This is a genomic window from Zeimonas sediminis (assembly GCF_023721795.1).
In the GTDB taxonomy this organism is placed as follows: Bacteria; Pseudomonadota; Gammaproteobacteria; order Burkholderiales; family Burkholderiaceae_E; genus Zeimonas; species Zeimonas sediminis.
This window is the reverse complement of record NZ_JAMQYE010000001.1, coordinates 841,419-862,204: the sequence shown is the minus strand read 5'-3', so window position 1 is coordinate 862,204 and position 20,786 is coordinate 841,419. Positions and strand designations below refer to the sequence as shown.

General features: G+C 69.4%; 18 protein-coding genes and 1 tRNA gene. 11 read left to right on the top strand and 8 right to left on the bottom strand.

Annotation, left to right across the window (positions count from 1 at the left end; genetic code table 11):
* The first annotated feature begins 69 nt into the window (after nt 1-69).
* The 4 genes from M6I34_RS04015 to M6I34_RS04000 all read left to right on the top strand — a co-directional run bounded on the left by M6I34_RS04015 (nt 70) and on the right by M6I34_RS04000 (nt 3,745).
* Nucleotides 70-1,890 (top strand): ATP-binding response regulator, encoded by a 1,821-nt coding sequence (locus tag M6I34_RS04015; protein WP_272484420.1) that lies wholly within the window; start codon nt 70-72, stop codon nt 1,888-1,890.
* A 56-nt stretch (nt 1,891-1,946) separates the two neighbouring features.
* Nucleotides 1,947-2,195 (top strand): hypothetical protein, encoded by a 249-nt coding sequence (locus M6I34_RS04010; RefSeq protein ID WP_272484419.1) that lies wholly within the window; start codon nt 1,947-1,949, stop codon nt 2,193-2,195.
* Between the two features lie 206 nt (nt 2,196-2,401).
* Nucleotides 2,402-2,905: an RNA polymerase sigma factor gene (locus M6I34_RS04005; protein WP_272484418.1), complete on the top strand. Its 504-nt coding sequence runs from the start codon at nt 2,402-2,404 to the stop codon at nt 2,903-2,905.
* Nucleotides 2,906-2,914: 9 nt separating this feature from the next.
* A complete protein-coding gene (locus M6I34_RS04000) occupies nt 2,915-3,745 on the top strand; it encodes an anti-sigma factor family protein (RefSeq protein ID WP_272484417.1) in 831 nt (276 codons plus the stop codon).
* Here M6I34_RS04000 and M6I34_RS03995 read toward each other — a convergent pair.
* From M6I34_RS03995 to M6I34_RS03975, 5 genes are all read right to left on the bottom strand, one after another.
* Nucleotides 3,710-5,014 carry a TRAP transporter large permease gene (locus M6I34_RS03995; protein ID WP_272484416.1) on the bottom strand — a complete coding sequence of 435 codons (1,305 nt, stop codon included), beginning with the start codon at nt 5,012-5,014 and terminating at the stop codon, nt 3,710-3,712. The genes M6I34_RS04000 and M6I34_RS03995 overlap by 36 nt on opposite strands.
* Complete coding sequence (locus tag M6I34_RS03990) at nt 5,004-5,516, bottom strand: TRAP transporter small permease (RefSeq protein WP_272484415.1); 513 nt, start codon at nt 5,514-5,516, stop codon at nt 5,004-5,006. The genes M6I34_RS03995 and M6I34_RS03990 overlap by 11 nt, the downstream gene beginning before the upstream one ends.
* Before the next feature lie 84 nt (nt 5,517-5,600).
* Nucleotides 5,601-6,632: a TRAP transporter substrate-binding protein gene (locus tag M6I34_RS03985; RefSeq protein ID WP_272484414.1), complete on the bottom strand. Its 1,032-nt coding sequence runs from the start codon at nt 6,630-6,632 to the stop codon at nt 5,601-5,603.
* 55 nt (nt 6,633-6,687) lie between these two features.
* Complete coding sequence (locus M6I34_RS03980) at nt 6,688-8,391, bottom strand: indolepyruvate oxidoreductase subunit beta family protein (RefSeq protein WP_272484413.1); 1,704 nt, start codon at nt 8,389-8,391, stop codon at nt 6,688-6,690.
* Between the two features lie 7 nt (nt 8,392-8,398).
* Nucleotides 8,399-10,588: an indolepyruvate ferredoxin oxidoreductase subunit alpha gene (locus M6I34_RS03975; RefSeq protein ID WP_272484412.1), complete on the bottom strand. Its 2,190-nt coding sequence runs from the start codon at nt 10,586-10,588 to the stop codon at nt 8,399-8,401.
* Between the two features lie 108 nt (nt 10,589-10,696).
* Here M6I34_RS03975 and M6I34_RS03970 point away from each other — a divergent pair, with 108 nt between their 5' ends.
* The gene (locus M6I34_RS03970) at nt 10,697-11,617 is read left to right on the top strand and encodes a LysR substrate-binding domain-containing protein (protein WP_272484411.1); all 921 of its coding nucleotides are present in this window, start codon (nt 10,697-10,699) and stop codon (nt 11,615-11,617) included.
* A 12-nt stretch (nt 11,618-11,629) separates the two neighbouring features.
* Here the strand turns inward: M6I34_RS03970 and M6I34_RS03965 are convergent, their stop codons facing one another.
* Nucleotides 11,630-11,902 (bottom strand): hypothetical protein, encoded by a 273-nt coding sequence (locus M6I34_RS03965; RefSeq protein ID WP_272484410.1) that lies wholly within the window; start codon nt 11,900-11,902, stop codon nt 11,630-11,632.
* Between the two features lie 30 nt (nt 11,903-11,932).
* On the bottom strand, nt 11,933-13,669 hold the full coding sequence (locus tag M6I34_RS03960) for an IlvD/Edd family dehydratase (RefSeq protein WP_272484409.1): 1,737 nt from the start codon (nt 13,667-13,669) through the stop codon (nt 11,933-11,935).
* Nucleotides 13,670-13,854: 185 nt separating this feature from the next.
* Between M6I34_RS03960 and M6I34_RS03955 the strand changes: the two genes are divergently transcribed.
* The 5 genes from M6I34_RS03955 (at nt 13,855) to M6I34_RS03935 (ending at nt 18,868) form a co-directional block, all read left to right on the top strand.
* Complete coding sequence (locus M6I34_RS03955) at nt 13,855-14,346, top strand: ion channel (RefSeq protein WP_272484408.1); 492 nt, start codon at nt 13,855-13,857, stop codon at nt 14,344-14,346.
* Nucleotides 14,347-14,500: 154 nt separating this feature from the next.
* A complete protein-coding gene (gene pdhA / locus M6I34_RS03950) occupies nt 14,501-15,586 on the top strand; it encodes a pyruvate dehydrogenase (acetyl-transferring) E1 component subunit alpha (RefSeq protein ID WP_418953441.1) in 1,086 nt (361 codons plus the stop codon).
* Nucleotides 15,583-16,569, top strand: a complete 987-nt coding sequence (locus M6I34_RS03945; RefSeq protein WP_272484407.1) for an alpha-ketoacid dehydrogenase subunit beta — start codon at nt 15,583-15,585, stop codon at nt 16,567-16,569. The genes pdhA and M6I34_RS03945 overlap by 4 nt, the downstream gene beginning before the upstream one ends.
* Before the next feature lies 1 nt (nt 16,570).
* Nucleotides 16,571-17,701: a dihydrolipoamide acetyltransferase family protein gene (locus M6I34_RS03940; protein WP_272484406.1), complete on the top strand. Its 1,131-nt coding sequence runs from the start codon at nt 16,571-16,573 to the stop codon at nt 17,699-17,701.
* 57 nt (nt 17,702-17,758) lie between these two features.
* A complete protein-coding gene (locus M6I34_RS03935) occupies nt 17,759-18,868 on the top strand; it encodes a Glu/Leu/Phe/Val family dehydrogenase (RefSeq protein WP_272484405.1) in 1,110 nt (369 codons plus the stop codon).
* An 8-nt stretch (nt 18,869-18,876) separates the two neighbouring features.
* Here the strand turns inward: M6I34_RS03935 and M6I34_RS03930 are convergent.
* Nucleotides 18,877-18,952, bottom strand: a tRNA-Arg gene (locus M6I34_RS03930).
* A 191-nt stretch (nt 18,953-19,143) separates the two neighbouring features.
* On the opposite strand from M6I34_RS03930, the gene M6I34_RS03925 reads away from it, so the two are divergent.
* Complete coding sequence (locus tag M6I34_RS03925; protein WP_272484404.1) at nt 19,144-20,766, top strand: CYTH and CHAD domain-containing protein; 1,623 nt, start codon at nt 19,144-19,146, stop codon at nt 20,764-20,766.
* Nucleotides 20,767-20,786 lie beyond the last annotated feature (20 nt).

Sequence of the window (20,786 nt, the reverse complement as noted above, 5' to 3'; positions counted from 1 at the left end):
AGGGGGCTGTGGCGAGTAGTCGCACCCTGTGCCACGATCGAGAGCCTCGACATCTGCGCATGCACAAGAATGTTGAAGAGACTCTCATTGAGACAGGCTCTTAGCCCGCCACCGCGCTTCTCGGCCAGCCGCGATGAAGCAGCTTTCGCCCGTCACTACTTGGTGACGGGCTTACGCATGTCGCGTGTAGCAGCGTTAATGGGAAGCGGGCTGGCTTTGTCATTTTGGCTTTTGGTTTCAATACGCGTGCCGAACGGTGAGCTGGCGACAGGGCGGCAAGGGTTGCGTCTCTTGGTTGTTTGCGCCCTTCTGGCTTGCGCAGCCGTTCTCTATTTGCGCCCGAGATTTGCGTTGAGGAGATACGTATTCATCATTGGCGTTCCATCGTCGATTGTCTGCTTTTCGATCGGTCTCATGAGTATTTTTCCACCCGATGTGGAGCATCAAACTACTACGAGGTTGGCCACGGCAATGACAGTTGCATGTTGGCTAATGTATGGATTTACAAGGTTGCCACCCTATGTCTCGGCAGCATCCTGTGTGGTTTCATCAGTTCTTGTGGTCTGTGGCGCTTTATATCACCAAGACGAATACATATTTGCATTATTGCTGTATCTGACAGTGGCAAATCTTGCTGGTTGGGCCATGGCCGTCGGTGGCGAGCGGCGCGAGAGGGCGCTCTTTTCTAGTGGCAAAAAGCTTCTGGACATGGCTCGGAGGCTTGCTGTTACGGCAGCGGAGAACGCTGAGGCGAACAAGTTTAAAACGCAGGTTCTCGCAGCAATAAGCCACGACTTACGACAACCACTCGCTAGTATGTCTCTTCATGTCAAGTCTATTCATTCGGCCGGAGAATCTGAGGGGGCGTCGAGGCTCGATGAGTTAGCCGGAAATGTAGCGGCCTGCGTCGAAGTTATGGCAAATAGCATTGACCGACTATCAGAGGCGTCGGCCCTGCGCTTGAAGTCGTCGCCGATTGCGGTCGGGCCGGTCGATCTTCGTTCCTTGCTGTTGAAGGTCGAAGCCGTGTTTCGGGGGCCGGCGAAAGATCGTGGTGTGACAATGCGAGTAGATATTCCTCCTCTCCGCAAACTGATTGTGGATAGTGAAGAAGGCCGTTTGTGGGATGTGCTCTCTAACTTGGTCAGCAATTCTCTGAAGTATATGAACCACGAGAGGAACTCTTGGGTTGTCGTGCATGCTGCCCGACTCGGTGAAAGGGTGCGGCTGACCGTCCGAGACAATGGGCTAGGAGTCGATCGAAAATTTCATCAAAAAATATTTGACGAATATTTTCAGTTGGGCGCCACGGGGCGTGGACTGGAAGGTGGATACGGTCTCGGATTGTCAATAGTGCGAGGAACAATCGAGAAACTTCCAAGGCATGAACTCGTGTTTTCGTCAGATCTCGGCGTCGGGGCGCGCTTTGATATTTTTATGCCACGGTCGATGGAGGCTATCTGCGTAAGGAACGTCGGGGACACGTCGACGTTGGCGTTGGAGGCTAGTGGCCCCCTCACCGGCACCTACGCCCTGGTAGTAGAAGACGATCCGCAGGTGCGAGCCGCGCTCGTCGAAACGATGGAAAGCTGGGGAATTCTCGTGGAGGCCGCAGGCACTGCGGGCGAGGCGCTCGAGGTCGTCCGCGGGGCGGAGCGTCTGTTCGACGTCGTGGTATCGGACTACGGATTGCCCGGGGGGAGCGACGGTGTCGGCTTGATCGATGCCGTCAGGGCGGAGCAGGGCCAACCGACGCCGGCGATCATTCTTTCGGGGCAGGTGGAGGCGATCGATGGGTCTCGCCTGAGGGCCCTGGAGGTCACTGCGATGTCCAAGCCTTTCGACCCGAATCGTTTACGGGCCCTTCTGGAGGGCTGCGTGGCGGCCTGACGGGGAGCGCAGTTACGCCCCGCGGTGACGTCCAGCGCGGCGGAGATGACGCCACCGTGCAACCTGCCGGTCAAATGGTGTCCGACGAGTTCGGGGCGCACGTCGAAGCGGATCTTCGGGCTCTCGGCATCGAGCGACTCGATGCGCATGCCGATCGACTGGTTGAAGGCGATCGTTCGCTCGAACGGTTCGCGGAACGAATCTTCGAGAACGCTTTGTTCGACGGCGCTTCTGCGGGGGCGTGGGGGCGTCATTCGGCGGAAGGTGGGAGGGCTTTTATCGATGATCCCGCGGCGCCGGGATAGCGCGGCTCGAGGCAGAGTCGGGAATACTTCCCGGGTTGCGCGCGTTTACGATTGAGGTGTGGCGTCCGGGCCTGCGAAGCGCGTTGCGTGCGACCGGGCCCGCACCCTGGTGCCGCCGATTCCAACGGCGCCGGCGTTTCGCGTGTTGACAGCGATTCCGATGTGGGGCGGGTTCAACGGTGTCAGGTGTACCGCTCGAGCATGACGTGCTGGTCGCGCTGATCCCGCGCCTGCGCCGCTACGCGCGCGTGCTGTGCGGCGATGGGCCGGCCGCGGACGACCTCGTCCAGGACACGCTGGAGCGCGCCTGCGGCCGGCTTTCGCAATGGAGGCCCGGGACCGACCTCCGCGCCTGGGTCTTCACGATCATGCACAACCTCTTCGTGAGCGAAACCCGCCGCCCTCGGCACAGGCACGAGCTGCCGGTCGCCGAGGATGCCGTGACCGCGGTCGACGCCGCATTCGATCCGGCCGGCGGCTGGGGGGCGGCGCTGGACCTGGAGCGCGCATTGCGGCTCCTGCCGGAACCACAGCTGCAGGTCTTGCTGCTCGTGGCTTTCGAGGACATGAGCTACGAGCAGGTCGCCGATGCGATCGGCGTGCCGGTCGGCACCGTGATGTCCCGGCTGTTCAGGGCGCGAGAGCGCCTCAAGGCCTTGCTGGAAGGCGAGACCCCCCCGCGAGGCGCGAGGTTGAGGGTTCTGAAGTGAGATTGCGCAGTGATCGATAGATCTGACCTGGAAGATGTCCACGCCTGGGTCGATGGGCGGCTGGGCGGCGAGCGCCTGCGCCTGTTCGAGGAGAGGCTGGCGCGCGATGACGCGCTGCGCGAGGCCGCGATGGCCTTCCGCTCGCAGGCGTTGGCGCTGTCGGCCTTGCGGCGCGAGGTGCTGGACGAGGCGGTTCCGCCGCGGTTGGTGCGGGCGGCGCGGCCCTGGGCGGCCGCCCCGGCGGGGCGCTTCCGGAATGCCGGGGCCTGGCTGGTCGCGGCATCGATCGCAGTGGTGGCGTGGACCGGCGGATGGCTGTCGCACGCCCGCTTCGGTACTGCCGAACACGTCGCGATGCCGCCGACTTTCGTGCGGGACGCGGTGCTCGCCCACGTCGTGTTCGCGCCCGAGGTGCGCCACCCGGTCGAGGTGGCGGCCGCCCAGCACGAACATCTGGTCCAGTGGCTGTCCCGACGACTGGGCGCCCCGCTGAAGGTGCCGTCGCTCGAGGCGGCCGGTTGGTCGCTGGTCGGCGGCCGCTTGCTGCCGGGAGGCGAGGGCGCGCGCGCCCAGTTCATGTACGAGGAAGCGAGCGGCGCGAGGCTCACTCTCTATGTAGCAGACCCTGGCAAGGATTCCGGCGACACGGCATTCCGCTTCGAGGCGGACGGCCGGCTTGCCGCGTTCTACTGGATCGACGGGCGCTTCGCGTACACCCTGGTGGGCCAGCTCGAGCGGCCGGCCCTGCTCGGGCTGGCCGAGGAGGTCTATCGCCAGCTGGCGAGCGCCGGGCCCGCCCTGGAATCAGCGCCCCAGGGCCGTGGGCAGCCAGAGCGATAGCGCCGGGAAGGCGCAGAGCAGGACCAGCCTGACTACGTCGATCGCGATGAACGGCATCGTGCCCGCATAGATTCGGCCGAGCGGCACGTCGCGGGCGATCGAGTTGATCACGAAGACGTTCATGCCGACGGGCGGGCAGATCATGCCGAAGGTGACCGCCATCACGATGATCACGCCGAACCAGATCGGGTCGAACCCGAGCTGCATCATTGCCGGGAAGACGATCGGCACGGTCAGCAGGATCATCGCCAGTTCGTCCATCACGGCGCCGAGGATCAGGTAGCCGACCATGATCAGGGCCAGCACGCCGTAGGCGCCGATCGGCAGGTTCACCAGGAGGTCGACCGCCTTCTGGGTGAACTGCGTGATCGTGAGGAAGTAGCCGAACAGGTATGCACCGACCACGATCAGCATGATCGCCGAGGACACGCGCAGGGCGTCGACCAGCGCCGCACGGATCTGCGGCGCGCGCAGCCGGCCGCGGAACACGCCGATCAACAGCGTGCCGGTGGCGCCCATGCCGGCTGCTTCCTGCACGGTGAAGAAGCCACCGTAGATGCCGCCCAGCACGAACATGAACAGCAGGATCACCGCCCAGAGCTGTCGCAGCGTCGCGAAGCGCTCGGCCCAGCCGTGCAGCTCGCCGCGGGGCATCGAGTCGGGCCGCCGCCAGCCGATGAGCTGGATCACCAGGAAGTAGCCGAGCACGGCGAGCAGCCCCGGCACGACGCCCGCGGCGAACAGTGCCGAGAGGTCGGTCTCGGTCATGATCCCGTAGAGCACGAAGATCACGGAAGGCGGGATCATGATGCCTATCGTGCCGCCGGCCGCGATGACGCCGGCCGAGAGGCCCGGCGCGTAACCGGCGCGCCGCATCTCGGGCAGCGCCACCTGGGTCATCGTGGCGGCGGTGGCCACGGACGAGCCGTTGATCGCCGAGAAGCCCGCGCAGGCTGCGACGGCCGCGAGCCCCAGGCCGCCCCGCCGATGGCCCAGCCACGCCATGCCGGCGTCGAACAGTTCGCGGCTCATGCCTGCATGGGACGCGAAGGCGCCCATCAGCACGAACATCGGGATCACGCTCAGGTTGTAGTCGGTCAGTACCGACAGCGGGACGTTCGACAGCAGGTTCAGCGCGGTGCTCGTGCTGGTGAGGGTCGCGAACCCGGCCACGCCCACGATGCCCATCGCGATGCCGATCGGCACGCGCAGGGCCATCAGCGCGAACATCCCGATGAAGCCGAACAGCGCGACCAGATCACGATCCATGGCCGGCTCCCTTGCCGTCGCTGGAAGCTTCCAGGGCATCGTCTTCGGGGGCGCGCCGTCGCAGCAAGGCCACGACCCGCGCGGCGGCGAGGATCGCGGCAACGGTCGCCCCGACGGCGCCTACCGAATAGAACCAGGTCAGCGGCAGCCGCAGGTCGGACGTCGCCTGGGTGCCGGTGCCCCCGACCTTCACCCAGATCATCCAGGCCATCGGCGCCAGGAAGGCCAGCACGATCAGCGTGGCCACGAGGTCCATCGCGCGCTGGCGCGAGGGCCGCAGGTGTTCCCAGACGATGTCGACGCAGATGTGCGAGCCTCGCCAGGTGGCCAGCGCGATGCCCCAGAACAGCGCGATGCCCTGCAGCTGCTTGGTGCCGTCGAACCAGTCGGGGATCTGGATGCTGAACAGGTCGCGCAGCACGACGTTGCCGGCCGTGAGCAGTGCGATCAGCAGCAGGAAGAGGGCGGCCGTGTTCTCGGTCGCCGTCAGGAAGCGCTTCATTGGGCTGCCGGGAAGATGCGGAAGAGAGCCGGACGGGCGCGGGCGCGAAGCCCGCGCCCGCCGGTCACGCGAGAGCGAGCGCGATCACTCGTTCAGCGCGCCTTGCGCCTTGAGCCCCGCGCGCAGGGCCTCGAGCGCCGCCTTGCCGTCGTGGCCCGCCTTGCCAGCGGCCTCGATCCACTGCGAGTACAGCGGCTGGGCAGCGTCGCGCCACGCCTTGTGTTGCTCCGGCGTGAGCTTGACGATCGTGTGCCCGCCCTTGGCCTCGAGCTTCTGCTGGCCCGAGTCCTCGTTGTCGCCCCAGGCCGCGCCGACCTTGCCGGCCCACTCGTTGTTGCAGTGGTCGTCGATGACCTTCTTCTGAGCGGCGCTCAGCTTGTCGTACCAGCCCTTGTTCATCACCCAGTTGAAGGTCGATGCGTAGAGCCGCTGGTCGTTGTGGAACTTGACGACCTTGTCGATGCCGAAGGTGATGATCGAGTGCCAGGGGAAGGTGATCGCGTCGGCGACACCCTTCTCGAGCGCGTCGCGCGCCTCGGGCGCCGACACCTGCACGTTGGTCGCGCCGAGCTGGGTCATGAAGGCCTGGATCGTGCCGTTGGACGGCCGGATCTTCATACCCTTGATCTCCGACGGATCGGTGATCGGCTTCTTGGAGTGCAGCGTGCCGATGTGGACGTGCGACAGGCAGACGCGGACGTCCTTCATCTCGCTCTCGGCGTACTTGCGGTACCAGGCGTCGAGCGCGGCGGAGCCGCCGCCGGGCTTGGTCATCAGGAAGGGCAGTTCGCCGGCGGAAATCATCGGGAAGCGGCCGGCCTGGTAGCCCGGGTTGATCCAGGTCATGTCGGCGATGCCGTCGCGCGCCATGTCGTAGTGGTCGGGCGCCTTGCCGAGCTGCTGGGCCGGGAAGAACATGATCTTGATCGAGCCCTTCGAGGCGGCCTCGACCGACTTCGCCCAGGGTTCGAAGCTGGTCTTGGCCAGCGGATGCGTCGGCGGAAGCCAGTGCGCGAAGCGCATTTCCACCGGCTTGTCCTGCGCCATGGCGTGGGCGCCGGCGGCGGCGAGGATCGCCGCGGCGGCGATGCGGGCAAGTCGGAAGCTTCGGGTCATCGTGTCGTCTCCTCGTTCTGTCTGTGCAGAGGTTTGGGTGGCAACCCGGAAAGTCTCAGGGCACCGTGCCCGGATTCTCTCCGATTTCCCGGGATCCGTCGCCTGTCCGCGGCTTGCGCATCCAGACGATCGGCTTGGGCTTAGGCGGCAGGGGTTGGATTCCCGCCTTCGAGAGCGAGTCCTCGAGGCGCCGGCCCTCGGGGTCGGCGAGCGCCGCCGCCACCGCGTCGCGGATGCGGGCGGCCTGTTCGCCGGCGGCGAGGCGTGCCGCTTCTTCGGCCTGCGGCGCGGCGGCGGACAGCGCCGCGACGGCGGGGGCGACCAGCGTCGAGAAGATTCGTTCGTAGCTGGCCTGGCCGCGTGTCCAGGTGTCGCCGTAGCCCTTGAGCAGCCGCGGCAGGCCGGCGATCTGCAGCGCGAGCTCCGGCGAGCGGGGCAGGGCCTTGCCCAGCGCCTCGAGCCAGCGGCCGATCGCCTCGCGCTCCTCGTGAAAGCGCAGCGAGCGACGGCGCAGCGGCTTCATCCTGGCCAGCAGGCGCAGCGCGACGAACCCGCCGACGTGCGAGGTCGACATGTGCAGGCCGCGGCCGAACAGCGCGCTGCGGCCGCCGCGCGCCGCCCACGCACGCAGGCCATTGCCCAGGGGGCGCGGCAGGATCGCCGCGATCTCCTCGTAGCCGGGCTTCAGGTAGTCGACGATGCGCACGATGTCGTCGTCGCCGGCCTGTGCCTCGGCGCGTATCCTGGCGAAGCGCTCGCGGCGGGTTTTCAGGTCCGCGACGCGAATCGCGTCCTCGTAGCTCATCCAAAGCGCGAGCTGCCGCGCAGCTTCCGCCAGCGCATCGCGCGCCACGTCGGGGGCCTGGGCCGACAGCGCGGCGAGCCGGTCGACGTACTCGCGCCCCCACCGGGCATCCTGCCAGTCGATCAACCGGGCCACCCCGTGGGCGGCGAACGCGTGCACCGAGTCCGGCAGCGTGGCGATCAGCGGCGCCCAGACGTCGGGCGCCGGGCGGGAAGCCGCGGGCGCATCCGCGAAGGCCGCCTCGATCGTGTCGCCGACCGCTGCCTGGTAGGCCTCGGCGAAGCCCGCCAGGCTCGCGTCGACGCCGACGCCGCCGCGCCGGATCGCCTCTTCGCACGCAGTTCGCGGCCAGGGGAGACTACCGGAGCCCGCCAGCGCGCCGAACATCACCGCGCTGATCACCGTGCGATGGCGTGCGGCGATGCCTTCCATGTCGAGGCTCAGGTAGCGCTTCGCGAACTGCCTCGCGGCCTCGTGGATGCGGGCGTCGTCGAAGCGGCCGTCGCCCATCTGCATCTTCTCGACCGTCGTGTAGACGCGATGACGGGCCGCGATCAGCGTCGTGCGATCCGGGCTCACGAAGCCCCGCTCGATCATGCGCGCCGCCTCGAGCAACTCGCTGGCCAGCACGACGTCGACGCGGCCGGGCATCGGGTTCAGCGCGAACACCGGTTGGGCACCGCCCGGGGCGGGGCCGCGCATCGTCTCGATGTAGTAGCTGGTCGCGCCGGTCCGCTGGGCGACGCCGGGCACCGAAGTGGCCTGGACCGGCAGGCCCTGCGCCAGCGCGCAGGAGACGATCCAGTCGGCGAGCACGCCGCCGCCTTCGCCGCCCAGTGCGGCGATCAGGATGCAGAAGGGCTTGTCGGCGCCGGCGGGCGCGGCGATCGGTGTGGCTGGGGCCGCTGCCGCCGGGGCGGGGGGAGCTGCGGAAGTGGAGTCGGTCGTGTTCATGGCTCGTTCAGCTCGCCTGCTCGATGCCGCGGCTCGCAGGCGCTTCGCGGTGACCGGACTGCAGCCAGCCGATGACGCGGCGGCGCAGGCGGTCCTTGAATCGGTCCCAGCCAGTGGGATTGCTGACGATCTCGGCGCGCCAGAAGGACGGGCACAGCGTGGCCGCGTGAGCGACCTCGCCGCAAAGGCCGCAGCCGACGCATCCATTCGTGACGTGGGCCACCGGGTCGACCTTCAGCGGATCGGACGACGGCTTCACGGTCAGGGTGGGGCAGCCCGACAGCCGGATGCAGGAGTGGTCGCCGGTGCAGGTGTCCTCGTCCACTCCGAAACGGGTGCGCACGACGCGCTTGCCTTCCTTGAGCATCTTCGCGCGCAGCGGCCGGATCCGGCGTTGTCGCTCGAGCTGGCACTCGCCTTCCGCGACGATCACCTTCAGGCCGTCGAAGCTCGAGGTGAGCGCCTCGCGCAGCGTGTCGCGCACGTCGGCGACCTTGTAGTTGTGCACGGTGCGCAGCCATTTCACGCCCATGCCCTTGAGCGTGTTCTCGATCGTGACCTCGGTGCCGGTGGCGCTCGCCCCCTCGGCCACCCGGCGCGACTCCGACGCCGGCGTGGAGATGACCTCCTGCGTGCCGGTGGCCGAGGTGTAGCCGTTCTTCATGATGACCAGCACGCCGTCGCCCTTGTTCAGCAGGGCCGAGGACACGCCGGACAGCAGGCCGTTGTGCCAGAAGCCGCCGTCTCCCATGATCGCGATCGGCCGGCGCGCGGAGAAGTTGCGCACGCCGGCGCTGCTCGCCAGGCTCATCCCGTAGCCGAGGATCGAGTTGCCGAACGAGAAGGGCTCGAACGTCGCGAACGAGTGGCAGCCGATGTCGGCCGACACGTGCATCGGCCCGATCTCGCGCTGCACCAGCTTCAGCGCGGCGAAAACGGGCCGCTCGGGGCAGCCGGTGCAGAAGTTGGGCGGGCGCGCCGGCACCGGCCCGCCGAAGGCGGTGCTCGCGCGGCCGCGCAGCCCGTCGATCTCGGCGACGAGGTCCTGCCCCGGCGCCAGCGCGATGTCCGGCGCGTGCAGCGACAGGAACTTCAGCAGCCCGCGCAGGATCAGCTCGGCCGTGTACTCGCCGGCCATCGCCAGCATGTCCTTGCCGTGCAGCTTCGTCTGCAGGTCGGCCCGGCGCAGGATCGCGCTGAGCTCCTGCTCGATGAACTCGGGCTGACCTTCCTCGAGCAACAGCACGCCGCGGCGGCCGGCGCAGAACGCGGTCAGCTGCTCGGGCACCAGCGGATAGACGACGTTCAGGTTCAGGATCGGGATCGGCGAGCGGCCGTACGCGTCGGCCAGCCCGAGTTGCTGCAGCGCCCGGACCAGGTTGTTGTACAGCCCGCCTTGCACGACGATGCCGATGTCGCCGCGCTCGCCCTGGAACAGCTCGTTCAGGCCCGCGTCGACGATGAACTTGCGGGCGGCCGGCCTGCGCACCTCGTACTTGAGCTTCTCGTGGCCGTAGGTGACCGGCGGGTGCGCGAGCTTCGCGTAGTCGAAGGGCGCGGGGTCGACCTGCAGGTCGCGTGTGGAAATCTTCGGTCGCCGGTTGTCGCTGGCCACGAAGCTGCCTCGCACGTGGCAGGCTCGGATGCGCAACTCCATCATCACCGGGGTGTTGGACGCCTCTGACAGCTCGAAGGCCTGCTCGACGCAGCGCACGATGGTCGGGAGGTCGGGCCGCGGGTCCATCAGCCACATGCCCGACTTCATCGCGTAGGCATGGGTGCGCTCCTGGATCACGCTGGCGCCTTCGCCGTAGTCCTCGCCGACCACGATCAGCGCGCCGCCGACCACGCCGGGCGAGGCGAGGTTGGACAGCGCGTCGGAGGCCACGTTGGTGCCGACGATCGACTTCCAGGTGACCGCGCCGCGCACCGGGTACATGATCGAGGCGCCCAGCATCGCGGCCGCCGACGCTTCGTTGGAGCAGGCCTCCACGTGCACGCCGAGTTCGTCCATCTCCTCGCGCGCCTGGACCATCACGTCGAGCAGGTGCGAGACCGGCGCACCCTGGTAGCCGCCCACGTAGCTTACGCCCGACTGAAGCAGCGCCTTGGTCACGGCGAGGATGCCCTCGCCGTGGAACACCTCGCCCTGCCCGAGCCCGAGCGACCGGATCTCTTCCCGGAACGAACGCTCCACGGATGTCTCCCTGTGAATTTCCGGTAAACGGTAGGGCCCGGGTCATCATCCGTCAAATGGATATGATGGATACCCTTCATTCACCGAATCGATTCCGGGGGCGTGGCGATGCGCGAGCGATTCGACCGACTGGACCTGAACCTGCTGCGGGTGCTGGTGGCGATCGACCGCAGCCGCTCAGTCACCGAGGCCGGTCGGATCCTGTCGCTGAGCCAGCCGGCCACCAGCAATGCGCTGGCGAGGCTGCGCGTGGCGTTCGACGATCCGCTGTTCGTGCGCGCGCCGGGTGGCCTGGCGCCCACGCCACTGGCCGAGCGGCTCGCGCCGGCGGCGGCCCGCCAGCTCGAGGCGCTGGAGCTGGCGCTCAGCGAGCCGGCCGTCTTCGACCCGGCGCGCAGCAATGCCGAGTGGCGCCTGTCGCTGTCGGATCTGGGCGAGATCGTGTTCCTGTCCCGGATCGCCGCCGCCGTGCTCGGCCAGGCGCCCAGCACGCGGCTGTCGAACGCCGCGGTGCCGGCGGCCCGCATCGCCGACGCGCTGGCCAGGCGCGAGGTGGACCTCGCGATCGGCATCCTGAACCCCAAGCTGCGCGGCATCCGCTCCGCGCTGCTGTTCCGCGAGTCCTACGTGGCGCTGGGCGGGCCGGATTCGCCCGCCGCGTGGCGGACCCGCGCGGGCTTCTCCGGCGTGTCGCTGGTGGTGACCTCGCCGACCGCCACCTTCCACCAGGGCATCGAGCAGAGCCTGGTGCGGCAGAAGCTGGGTGACCGGATCGCGATCCGCGCGCGGCACTACGCCGCGATTCCCGACCTGGTGCGCAACGCGCCGGTGGTCGCGATCGTGCCGGAGATGTTCGCCCACATGGCCTGCGAGCGACAGCCACTGGCCAGCTGGCCGGTGCCGATCAAGCTGCCGGTGTTCGACATCCGGATGGTCTGGCACGAAGCCACCGAGCGCGACGCTGCGCAGCGGTGGCTCAGGCAGCGCGTGCTGGAACTCTTCCGGGGCAGGCGAGGGGGCCCGGCCTGACCCCGCGCAGGCTCAGACCTCGCCGGCCAGGCCCAGGACCGCGTCGTCGGGCCAGTCGTCGATGTCGCCGAAGATCGCGCCGAGCGCGGCGTCTTCCGCGTCGTCCCAGGCCTTGGCCGCGTTGCGGTCGAAGGACTCGCGGTTCGAGCGCTTCATAACGGCGGCGTAGGCCTGGTCGACGGTGAGGCCGCGCGACTCGATAAGGGCCTTCGCGGCGGCGCAGCCCTTCTGGATCTCCTCGCGGGTGACGTCGTCGCCGACGTCGTGAAGCCACAACTCGCTCATCGAAGTGTCCTGTAGGTCAATGGGCCGAGTTTAGCGCGGCACGGTGCCGCGGCGCTCGGTCGCGCGCAGGAAGTCGAAGTCGACGCCCTTGTCGGCCTGTGTCACCGACTGCAGGAAAAGCTTTCGGTAGCCGCGCTCGGCCGTGGGGGGCGCGACCGGGCTTTCCTCGGCCCGGCGGCTCAGTTCCGCGTCGGAAACCAGCAGGCTCAGCTCGCGCTTCGCTACGCTGAGCCGGATCCGGTCGCCGGTGCGAACGTGCGCCAGTGGCCCGCCGATCGCCGACTCGGGCGTCACGTGCAGCACGATCGTGCCGGCGGCGGTGCCGCTCATCCGGCCGTCGGAGATCCTGACCATGTCCTTCAGGCCGGCCCGCGCGAGCTTCTTCGGGATCGGCATGTAGCCGGCCTCGGGCATGCCCGGCGCGCCGGTGGGGCCGATGTTCTTCAGCACGAGGAAGTCCTCGGGGGTCACGTCCAGGTCGGGGGCGTCCACCCGGGCGGCCATGTCTTCCAGGTTCTCGAACACGACCGCGCGCCCCTCTCGCTCCATCAGCGCCGGGCTGGCGGCGGACTGCTTGATGATCGCGCCGCCGGGCGCCAGGTTGCCCTCGAGCACCGCGATGCCACCTTCGCGGTAGATCGGGTCGGCGAGCGGCCGGATCACGTCCTGCGGGAAGCCCGGGCCGGCGAGCTCGATTTCCTCGCCGAGCGTGCGGCCGGTGACGGTGAGCGCGTCGAGGTGCAGCAGCGGCTTCAGCTCGCGCAGCAGCGCGGCCATGCCGCCCGCCTTGTGGAAGTCCTCCATGTAGTGCTTGCCCGAGGGCTTGAGGTCGACCAGCACCGGCGTTTCTCGGCTCATCCGGTCGAGGGCCTTCAGGTCGACGTCGAAGCCCAGCCGGCCGGCGATCGCGGTCAGGTGCACGATGCCGTTGGTGGAGCCGCCGATCGCGAGCAGCACCCGCATCGCGTTCTCCAGGGCCTTGGCGGTGATCACCTGGTCGACGGTGAGCCGCTTGCGGGCGATCTCCACCGCCAGCCCGCCGGTGTGCTCGGCCACCCGGATCCGGTCGGCGGTGACCGCCGGGGCCGACGCGCCGCCCGGCGCCATCATGCCGAGCGCCTCGGCGATGCAGGCCATCGTGCTGGCGGTGCCCATGACCGAGCAGGTGCCCACGCTGGCCACCAACTGGTCGTTGACGTCGGCGATCTCCTCGGCGTCGATCTCCTCGGCGCGGAAGCTCGCCCAGAAGCGCCGGCAGTCGGTGCAGGCGCCGACCCGCGTGCCCCGGTGCGAGCCGGTCAGCATCGAGCCGGTGACCAGCTGGATAGCAGGGACGCCCGCCGACGCGGCGCCCATCAGCTGCGCCGGCACCGTCTTGTCGCAGCCGCCGATCAGCACCACCGCGTCCATCGGCTGGGCGCGGATCATCTCCTCGGTGTCGATCGACATCAGGTTGCGCAGGTACATGCTGGTGGGCGCCGCGAAGCTCTCGTGCACCGAGATCGTCGGGAACTCCATCGGCAGGCCGCCCGACAGCATCACGCCCCGCTTGACCGCCTCGATCAGTTGCGGGGCATTGCCGTGGCAGGGGTTGTAGGCGCTGCCGGTGTTCACGATGCCGACCACCGGGCGCTCGAGCGCGGAGTCGGAGAAGCCGGCGCCCTTGATGAAGGCCTTGCGCAGGAACAGCGAGAAGCCGGTGTCGCCGTAGTTGACGAGGCCTTTCGAGATGCCCTCGGGAGCGTCGTCGCGAGGTCGGGAAGTCATGGCGCTCCTTGCGGGAACTTGTTCGGACGAACGATTATCCCCGATAGAAGGGCCGTTCCGGCGAGGGATTTCGGGGCCGCCGCAATACCGGCCTCCCCGGGGGAAAGACGTCGTCTGCCTTTGCTCAAGTCCGGATGCCAAGTCCCCTGATAGGCTTTCGCGACTTCCGACCCGGGTTGCCCGACGTGCCAATCGATTTCGAGCCGCTGACCCTCGGCCACTTCCAGGTGGTGGCGATCACGACGCTGATCGTCGGCGTGTGCATGCTGCTGCACTACGAGGTCTTCGCCTGGCTGAGCGGCAAGGTGCCGCAGATGCACGTGCAGCGGCGCCGGCAGCGGGTTCTGGCCCTGATGTTCGCGCTGCTCACACTGCACATCGTGGAGATCTGGCTCTTCGCCGCCGGATACTGGCTGCTGCTGTCGATCCCGGGCACAGGTGAGCTGGTCGTGCAGGGCGCGCCGGGCGCTCATTTCGGCTTTCTGGACTACGTCTACTTCTCGGCCGTCGTGTCCACCACGCTCGGGCTCGGCGAGATCTTCCCGGTGGGGCCGATCCGTTTCCTGGTCGGCACCGAGGCGCTGGTCGGATTCCTGCTGATCACCTGGTCGGCCTCGTTCATGTTCATCGAGATGGGCCGGTTCTGGTCCGGGCAGAAGCCGCCGCACTGGGGCTGACCCCGAACGACGCATTCCATGCGCTCGCGGTGGCGGCGGAACCGGAGTTTGCGCGCGATCAGCGAACGCGCAGGGCTCGCGGGGTAAAAGAATTCCTGTGGCATGCGGCGACGATCCGAAGATCGGCCGCCGCACGGCCACGAGGAGACAGTCTGTGCAGATCGAGCCCACGCAAGTCGTCGCCCGCTTCGAGATCTGCCGCAGCGGCTTCATCGCCGCCGACGGCAAGGTCGGGGCCGAGTTGCCGGCGTTCGCGCGCGAGCGCGCGACGTTGGTCGCGCTTTACCGGTCGATGGTGCTGACCCGCGCCTTCGACGCGAAGGCCGTGGCGCTGCAGCGCACCGGCCGGCTCGGAACCTACGCGTCGAGCCTGGGCCAGGAGGCGGTGGCGGTCGGCCTTGCGCACCCGATGACACCAGAAGACGTGCTGCTCCCCAGCTTTCGCGAGCATGGCTCCCAGCTGATGCGCGGCGTTTCGATGAAGGAGCTGTTCCTGTACTGGGGCGGCGACGAGCGCGGCAACGACTTCGCCGGACCCCGGCGCGACTTCCCGGTGTGCATCCCGATCGGCAGCCACGCGCCGCATGCGGCCGGCGTGGCGCTCGCGCTGAAGCTGCGCGGTGAGGGCGGGGCGGCCGTGGCCGTGTTCGGCGACGGCGCCACCTCGAAGGGCGATGTCTACGAGGCGATGAACCTGGCGGGCGCCTGGCAGCTGCCGCTGGTATTCGTGGTGAACGACAACCAGTGGGCGATCTCGGTGCCGCGCGCTGCGCAGACCGCCGCCGAAACGCTGGCGCAGAAGGCGATCGCGGCGGGCTTCGAAGGGCTGCAGGTCGACGGCAACGACGTGGTGGCGGTGGCCCACGCGGTCGGCGAGGCGCTCCGCAAGGCGCGCTCGGGCGGCGGCCCCACGCTGGTCGAGGCGCTCACCTACCGGCTGGCCGACCACACCACGGTCGACGACGCGAGCCGCTACCGCGACGACGCCGAGGTGGCCGGCCACTGGAAGGAGGAGCCGGTCGCGCGGCTGCGCGCGCACCTGGTCGCCGAGCACGGCTGGACCAAGGACGAGGAGGAGGCGCTGATCGAGGCCTGCGCGGCCGAGGTGGAGGCGGGGAGCGAGGCCTACCTGGCGCAGCCGCCGGAACCGCCCGAGGCGATCTTCGATCACCTGCACGCCGAGCTGCCGACGGCGCTGGCCGGCCAGCGCTCGCGGATGCTGGAAGAGGCCGCGCGATGACCGCCGCCGGGCTCACGATGGTCGAGGCGATCGACCTGGCGCTCGCCCGCGCGATGGCCGAGGATCCGACCGTGGTCGTGCTCGGCGAAGACGTCGGCAAGGACGGCGGCGTGTTCCGCGCCACCGACGGCCTGCTGGCCCGCTTCGGGCCGCAGCGCGTGTTCGACACCCCGATCAGCGAGGCGCTGATCGGCGGCCTGCCGGTCGGCCTGGCGGCGATGGGTTTCCGGCCGGTGGTCGAGATCCAGTTCATGGGCTTCATCTATCCGGTCATCGACCAGCTGGTGAACCACGCCGCCCGATTGCGCAATCGCACGCGCGGTCGGCTCTCATGCCCGATGGTGCTGCGCGCACCCTATGGCGGGGGCATCCACGCGCCCGAGCACCACTCCGAGAGCATGGAGGCGATCTTCGCCCACGTCCCGGGCATCCGCGTGGCGATCCCGTCGTCGCCGGCGAAGGCCTACGGGCTGCTGCTTGCGGCGATCCGCGACCCGGACCCCGTGGTCTTCCTGGAGCCCAAGCGGGTCTACCGCGCGGTGCGCGAGCCGGTGTCCGACGACGGTCGGGCGCTGCCGCTGGACCGCGCCTTCGTGTTGCGCCAGGGCGGCGACCTGACGCTGGTGTCCTGGGGCGCGATGCTGGTCGAGACGCTGGCAGCCGCCGAGGCACTGGCGGAGGAGGGCGTCGAGGCCGAGGTGATCGACCTGGCCACGCTGAAGTACTTCGATGCCGACACGGTGCTCGGGTCGGTCGCGCGCACCGGGCGCTGCGTGATCGTGCACGAGGCGCCGCTGACCGCCGGCTTCGGCGCCGAGATCGCGGCCCGGCTGGCCGGCGAGGGGCTGATGCACCTGCTCGCGCCGGTCGAGCGTGTTGCCGGCTGGGACACCGTGATGCCCTTGCCCAAGCTGGAGTCGCGCTACATGCCGTCGGCCGAGCGGATCGTGGCGGCCGCGCGGCGCGCGCTGGAGTACCGCTGACGTGGACACGGTGTTTCGTCTGCCCGACCTCGGCGAAGGCCTGCACGAGGCCGAGATCGTCGCCTGGCAGGTCGGCGTCGGCGACCACGTGGTGGCCGACCAGCCGCTGTTGTCGGTGGAGACCGACAAGGCTGTGGTCGAGATTCCTTCGCCGCGCTCGGGGCGGATCGCGGCGCTGCACGGCGCGCCGGGCGACGTGATCGCGGTGGGCGCGCCGCTGGTCGAGTTCGAGGCCGGGCGAGGGGCCGACAAGGGGGCGATCGTCGGCGAGGTTGCGGCTGACGGGGCGACGGCCGGGGGCGAGCAGGTGGCGAAGGCACCCGCGCCGCCACGCCCGCGCGGCGCGGCAGTGAAGGCGGCGCCCGCGGTGCGCCGCCGGGCCGCGGAGCTAGGCGTCGATCTCGCCGCGCTCGCCGGATCCGGGCCCGGTGGCGCCGTCACGATTCCGGACCTGGAGGCGGCTGCGGGTGCCGGGCGCGCAGGCGCGCCAGCCGGGTCCGTCGTCGAGAAACTCCGCGGCGTGCGCCGCGCGATGCACCGGAACATGACCCGCGCGGGTCGCGAGATCGTCCGCGCCACGGTGACCGACGAGGTCGACATTCACGACTGGCCCGCGGACGAGGATGCCACCGCCCGGCTGGTCCGGGCGGTCGTGGCCGGCTGCCGGGCTTCGCCAGCGCTGAACGCGTGGCTCGACGCCGCGAGCGAAACGCGAACCCTGCATCGCCGGGTCGACATCGGCATCGCGATCGACGTCGGCGAGGGGCTCTACACGCCGGTGCTGCGCGACGCCGGCGCGCTGGGCGCCGAGGCGCTTCGCTCGACGCTCGAGTCGCTGAAGCGGGAGGTGGCGAGCCGGTCGATCCCGCGCGGCGAACTCGCCGGCCAGACGATCGGGCTCAGCAACTTCGGCACTCATGGCGGGCGCTTCGCCGAGCTGGTCGTGGTGCCGCCGCAGGTGGCGATCCTCGGGGCCGGCCGGGCGATCGAACGCGTCGTGCCGGTCGAGGGCAAGCCGGCCGTGCGGCGCATGCTGCCGCTGTCCTTGAGCTTCGACCATCGGGCCGTGACCGGCGTCGAGGCCACCCGATTCCTGAACGCGGTCGTCGACGACCTGCGCAAGCCTCGCTAGGACCCTGGCGAATCTTCCTGGACCTTCTCGAGCCTTTCCGGACACTGGAGCCTCCCGATGAGCGACGATGCCTTCCGCTTCTGCGACGACCTGGGCCCGAAGACGATCCTGCATATCCACGAACCGGCGATCGGCCTGAAGGCGATCCTGGTCGTCGACAACGTGGCGGCCGGACCGTCGATCGGCGGCCTGCGGATGGCGCCCGATGTGTCGCTCGAAGAGTGCTTCCGGCTCGCGCGCGCGATGACCTTCAAGAACGCCGCCGCCTTGCTGCCGCACGGCGGCGGCAAGGCGGTGATCGTCGGCGATCCGGCGATGGACCCGGCGCGGAAGGAGCATCTGATCCGCGCGTTCGCCCAGGCGATCGGGCCGATCGAGGACTACATCGTCGGCCCCGACATGGGGACGAACGAGGCGGCCATGGCCTGGATCCGCGACGAGATCGGCCGCTCGGTGGGGCTGCCCCGCGAGATCGGCGGCATCCCGCTCGACGAGATCGGCGCGACCGGCCACGGCCTGGTCGCCGCGGCGGAGGTCGCCGCGCCGCACGCGAAGCTGTCGCTGCAGGGGGCGCGGGTCGCGGTGCAGGGCTTCGGCTCGGTGGGCAAGCACGCGGCGCGGCTGCTCGCGGACAAGGGGGCGGTGCTGGTCGCGGCCGCCGACTCGCAGGGCACGCTTCACGACCCGAAGGGGCTGGACGTGGCCGCCTTGATCGCGCTGAAGGAAGGCGGCGGCCATCTGGCGGAATCCAGCCGGGGCGAGAAGCTCGACCGCGACGCGATCGTCGGCATCGATTGCGACATCTGGATCTCGGCCGCGCGGCCCGACGTGATCCGCGAGGACAACGTCGGCCGGCTCAAGGCCCGGCTGGTGCTGCAGGGTGCGAACATCGGCGTGACCGCCGAGGCTGAGCGGGCGCTGCACGAGCGGGGCGTGGTCAGCGTGCCTGACTTCATTGGCAATGCCGGCGGCGTGATCTGCGCGGCGGTCGAGTACCGGGGCGGCAGCCAGTCGCAGGCGCTGGAGCGGATCCGCGACAGCATCCGGGCGAATACGGCCGAGGTGCTCGAGCGATCGGCCGCCGAGGGCGTCCTGCCAAGGGAGGCGGCGGTGGCGATGGCCGAGGCGCGGGTGCGGCGGGCGATGGGGTGGCGGCGCTGGCGCTAGCGGAAGGCTGGCGCCCCCGGCACGAATCGAACGTGCGACCCTCCCCTTAGGAGGGGGATGCTCTATCCACTGAGCTACGGAGGCGGATGCGGCGTGCGCGATCCAGCATTCTACCGGAGCCCCGCGATCTGCCTGATCGGCGCAACCGGGCCCTCGACCCGCGGCCTCTGTCGAAGGCCGGATCCCGGCTCTGTAACCAAAGCCCCGGGCGGAAGCGCTATCCTCGTCCGGTTCCCCGGCGACCGCGGGGGTCGCCGATCAGCCGAATCCGACTCTTGAACCCCGAGCTCGAAATCGAAGTCAAGTTCCTGGTGCCCGCGCAGGCGCGCAAGGCGCTGACGGCCGAAATGGCCCGCGCCACTGCCAGCCTGGAGCGGCGCACTCTGGCAGCGATGTATCTTGACACGCCCGATCGCCGACTGGCGAAGGAGGGCATCGCCTGGCGCTTGCGGCGCGAAGGGCGGCGCTGGGTGCAAACGCTCAAGGCTGATCGGGGCAACGCGCTCGAGCGGTTCGAGCACGAGGTCATCCGTCCGGATGCCAGCGCCGATGCGTCGCTTCACGCCGGCACCGAAGTCGGGGACCGGCTGCTGAAGATCCTCGCGAAGGCCGAGGCCGCCGGCGAGTTCGCTGGCGTACGCTACCGGACGGAGGTGCGCCGGATCTTGCGCCGGGTGCGTACCCGGGGCGCTATCGTCGAGGTGGCTCTGGACGAAGGCCGGATCCGCGCCGGCGGCGCGCCGGACGCGGGCAGCGCTGGCGGCGCTTGCGGCACTAGCGGCACTAGCGGCACTAGCGGCACTGGCGGCACTGGCGGCGACGCGCAGGAGGGAATCCTGCGGATCCGCGAAGTCGAGTTCGAGCTGGTCTCCGGTTCTCCGCTGGCGATGCTGGCGCTGGCCGAGCGCTGGCGCAAGCGCTTCGGCCTGGTCCTCGATCCCCGCAGCAAGGCGGAGCGTGGCGACCGGCTCGCGCAGGGGATGCCTTTTCCCCCGGTTCGCAAGGGCTTGCCGGCCGATTACCCGCGCGACGCGAATGCGCTCGACGCCTTCGGCACGGCGCTCGACGAGTGCCTCGCGCACGTCCTGCGCAATGCCATCGGTCTGGCGGACGGCGATCAGGCACTGCGAGTCGAGCATGTCCACCAGACCCGGGTCGGCATCCGCCGGCTGCGCTCGGCGCTGAGGAGTTTCCGCGGATGGGTGCAGGCGCCGCCGCAGGCGCTCGTCGACGAACTGCGCGGTTTCTTCGCCGCGCTGGGTCAGTCGCGCGATGCCGACGTTCTCGATTCCGGCGTGGCGCGCGCGCTGGCGCAGGCCGGCGCGCCGCCGCTCGCCGCCGGCGCGGGAGCCCAGGGGCCCGATCCGCACGAGGTGGCGCGGTCGGCCGAGGTCCAGCGCATGTTGCTCGCTTGGCTGACCTGGCGGGTGGGCCTGGTCGAGGAACCGGTGCCGCCGGACGCGCCGGCGCCCGATTCCGGGGAAGGCGCCGAAGCGGGCCATTCCGGGCAGGGCTTCCCGCGCCTTGCCGAGCGTCGGCTGCGCCGTTGGCACCGCGCGATCTGCGCCGCTTCGGAGCGCTTCGAGACCCTCGAGGAAAGCGACTTGCACGCGCTGCGCAAGCGCATCAAGCGCCAGCGCTACGCCGCCGAGTTCTTCCAGCCGGTGCTCAGAGGCTCTGCGTGTGCGCGTTACCTGAAGCAACTGGCCGTGGTCCAGAACCGGATGGGCGAGCTGAACGATCTGTTCGTGGCGCGCGACCGCTATCAGGCGCTGGTCGCGCAGGATCCGGCGGCATGGTTCGCGCTCGGGTGGATCGCTGCGCGCATCGCCGAACTCAAGGCGCTCGCGCTGCCAGAACTGCGGCGCCTGGCGCGTACCGATCCGCCCGGGCGCTGACAGTCTGGACGATCGGGCCG

Bases quoted from the DNA above. Each gene is read 5' to 3' on its own strand.
- M6I34_RS04015 (WP_272484420.1), top strand. From the start codon at position 70: ATGTTGAAGAGACTCTCATTGAGACAGGCTCTTAGCCCGCCACCGCGC.
- M6I34_RS03995 (WP_272484416.1), bottom strand. From the start codon at position 5,014: ATGGATCGTGATCTGGTCGCGCTGTTCGGCTTCATCGGGATGTTCGCG.
- M6I34_RS03990 (WP_272484415.1), bottom strand. From the start codon at position 5,516: ATGAAGCGCTTCCTGACGGCGACCGAGAACACGGCCGCCCTCTTCCTG.
- M6I34_RS03985 (WP_272484414.1), bottom strand. From the start codon at position 6,632: ATGACCCGAAGCTTCCGACTTGCCCGCATCGCCGCCGCGGCGATCCTC.
- M6I34_RS03980 (WP_272484413.1), bottom strand. From the start codon at position 8,391: ATGAACACGACCGACTCCACTTCCGCAGCTCCCCCCGCCCCGGCGGCA.
- M6I34_RS03970 (WP_272484411.1), top strand. From the start codon at position 10,697: ATGCGCGAGCGATTCGACCGACTGGACCTGAACCTGCTGCGGGTGCTG.
- M6I34_RS03965 (WP_272484410.1), bottom strand. From the start codon at position 11,902: ATGAGCGAGTTGTGGCTTCACGACGTCGGCGACGACGTCACCCGCGAG.
- M6I34_RS03960 (WP_272484409.1), bottom strand. From the start codon at position 13,669: ATGACTTCCCGACCTCGCGACGACGCTCCCGAGGGCATCTCGAAAGGC.
- M6I34_RS03945 (WP_272484407.1), top strand. From the start codon at position 15,583: ATGACCGCCGCCGGGCTCACGATGGTCGAGGCGATCGACCTGGCGCTC.
- M6I34_RS03935 (WP_272484405.1), top strand. From the start codon at position 17,759: ATGAGCGACGATGCCTTCCGCTTCTGCGACGACCTGGGCCCGAAGACG.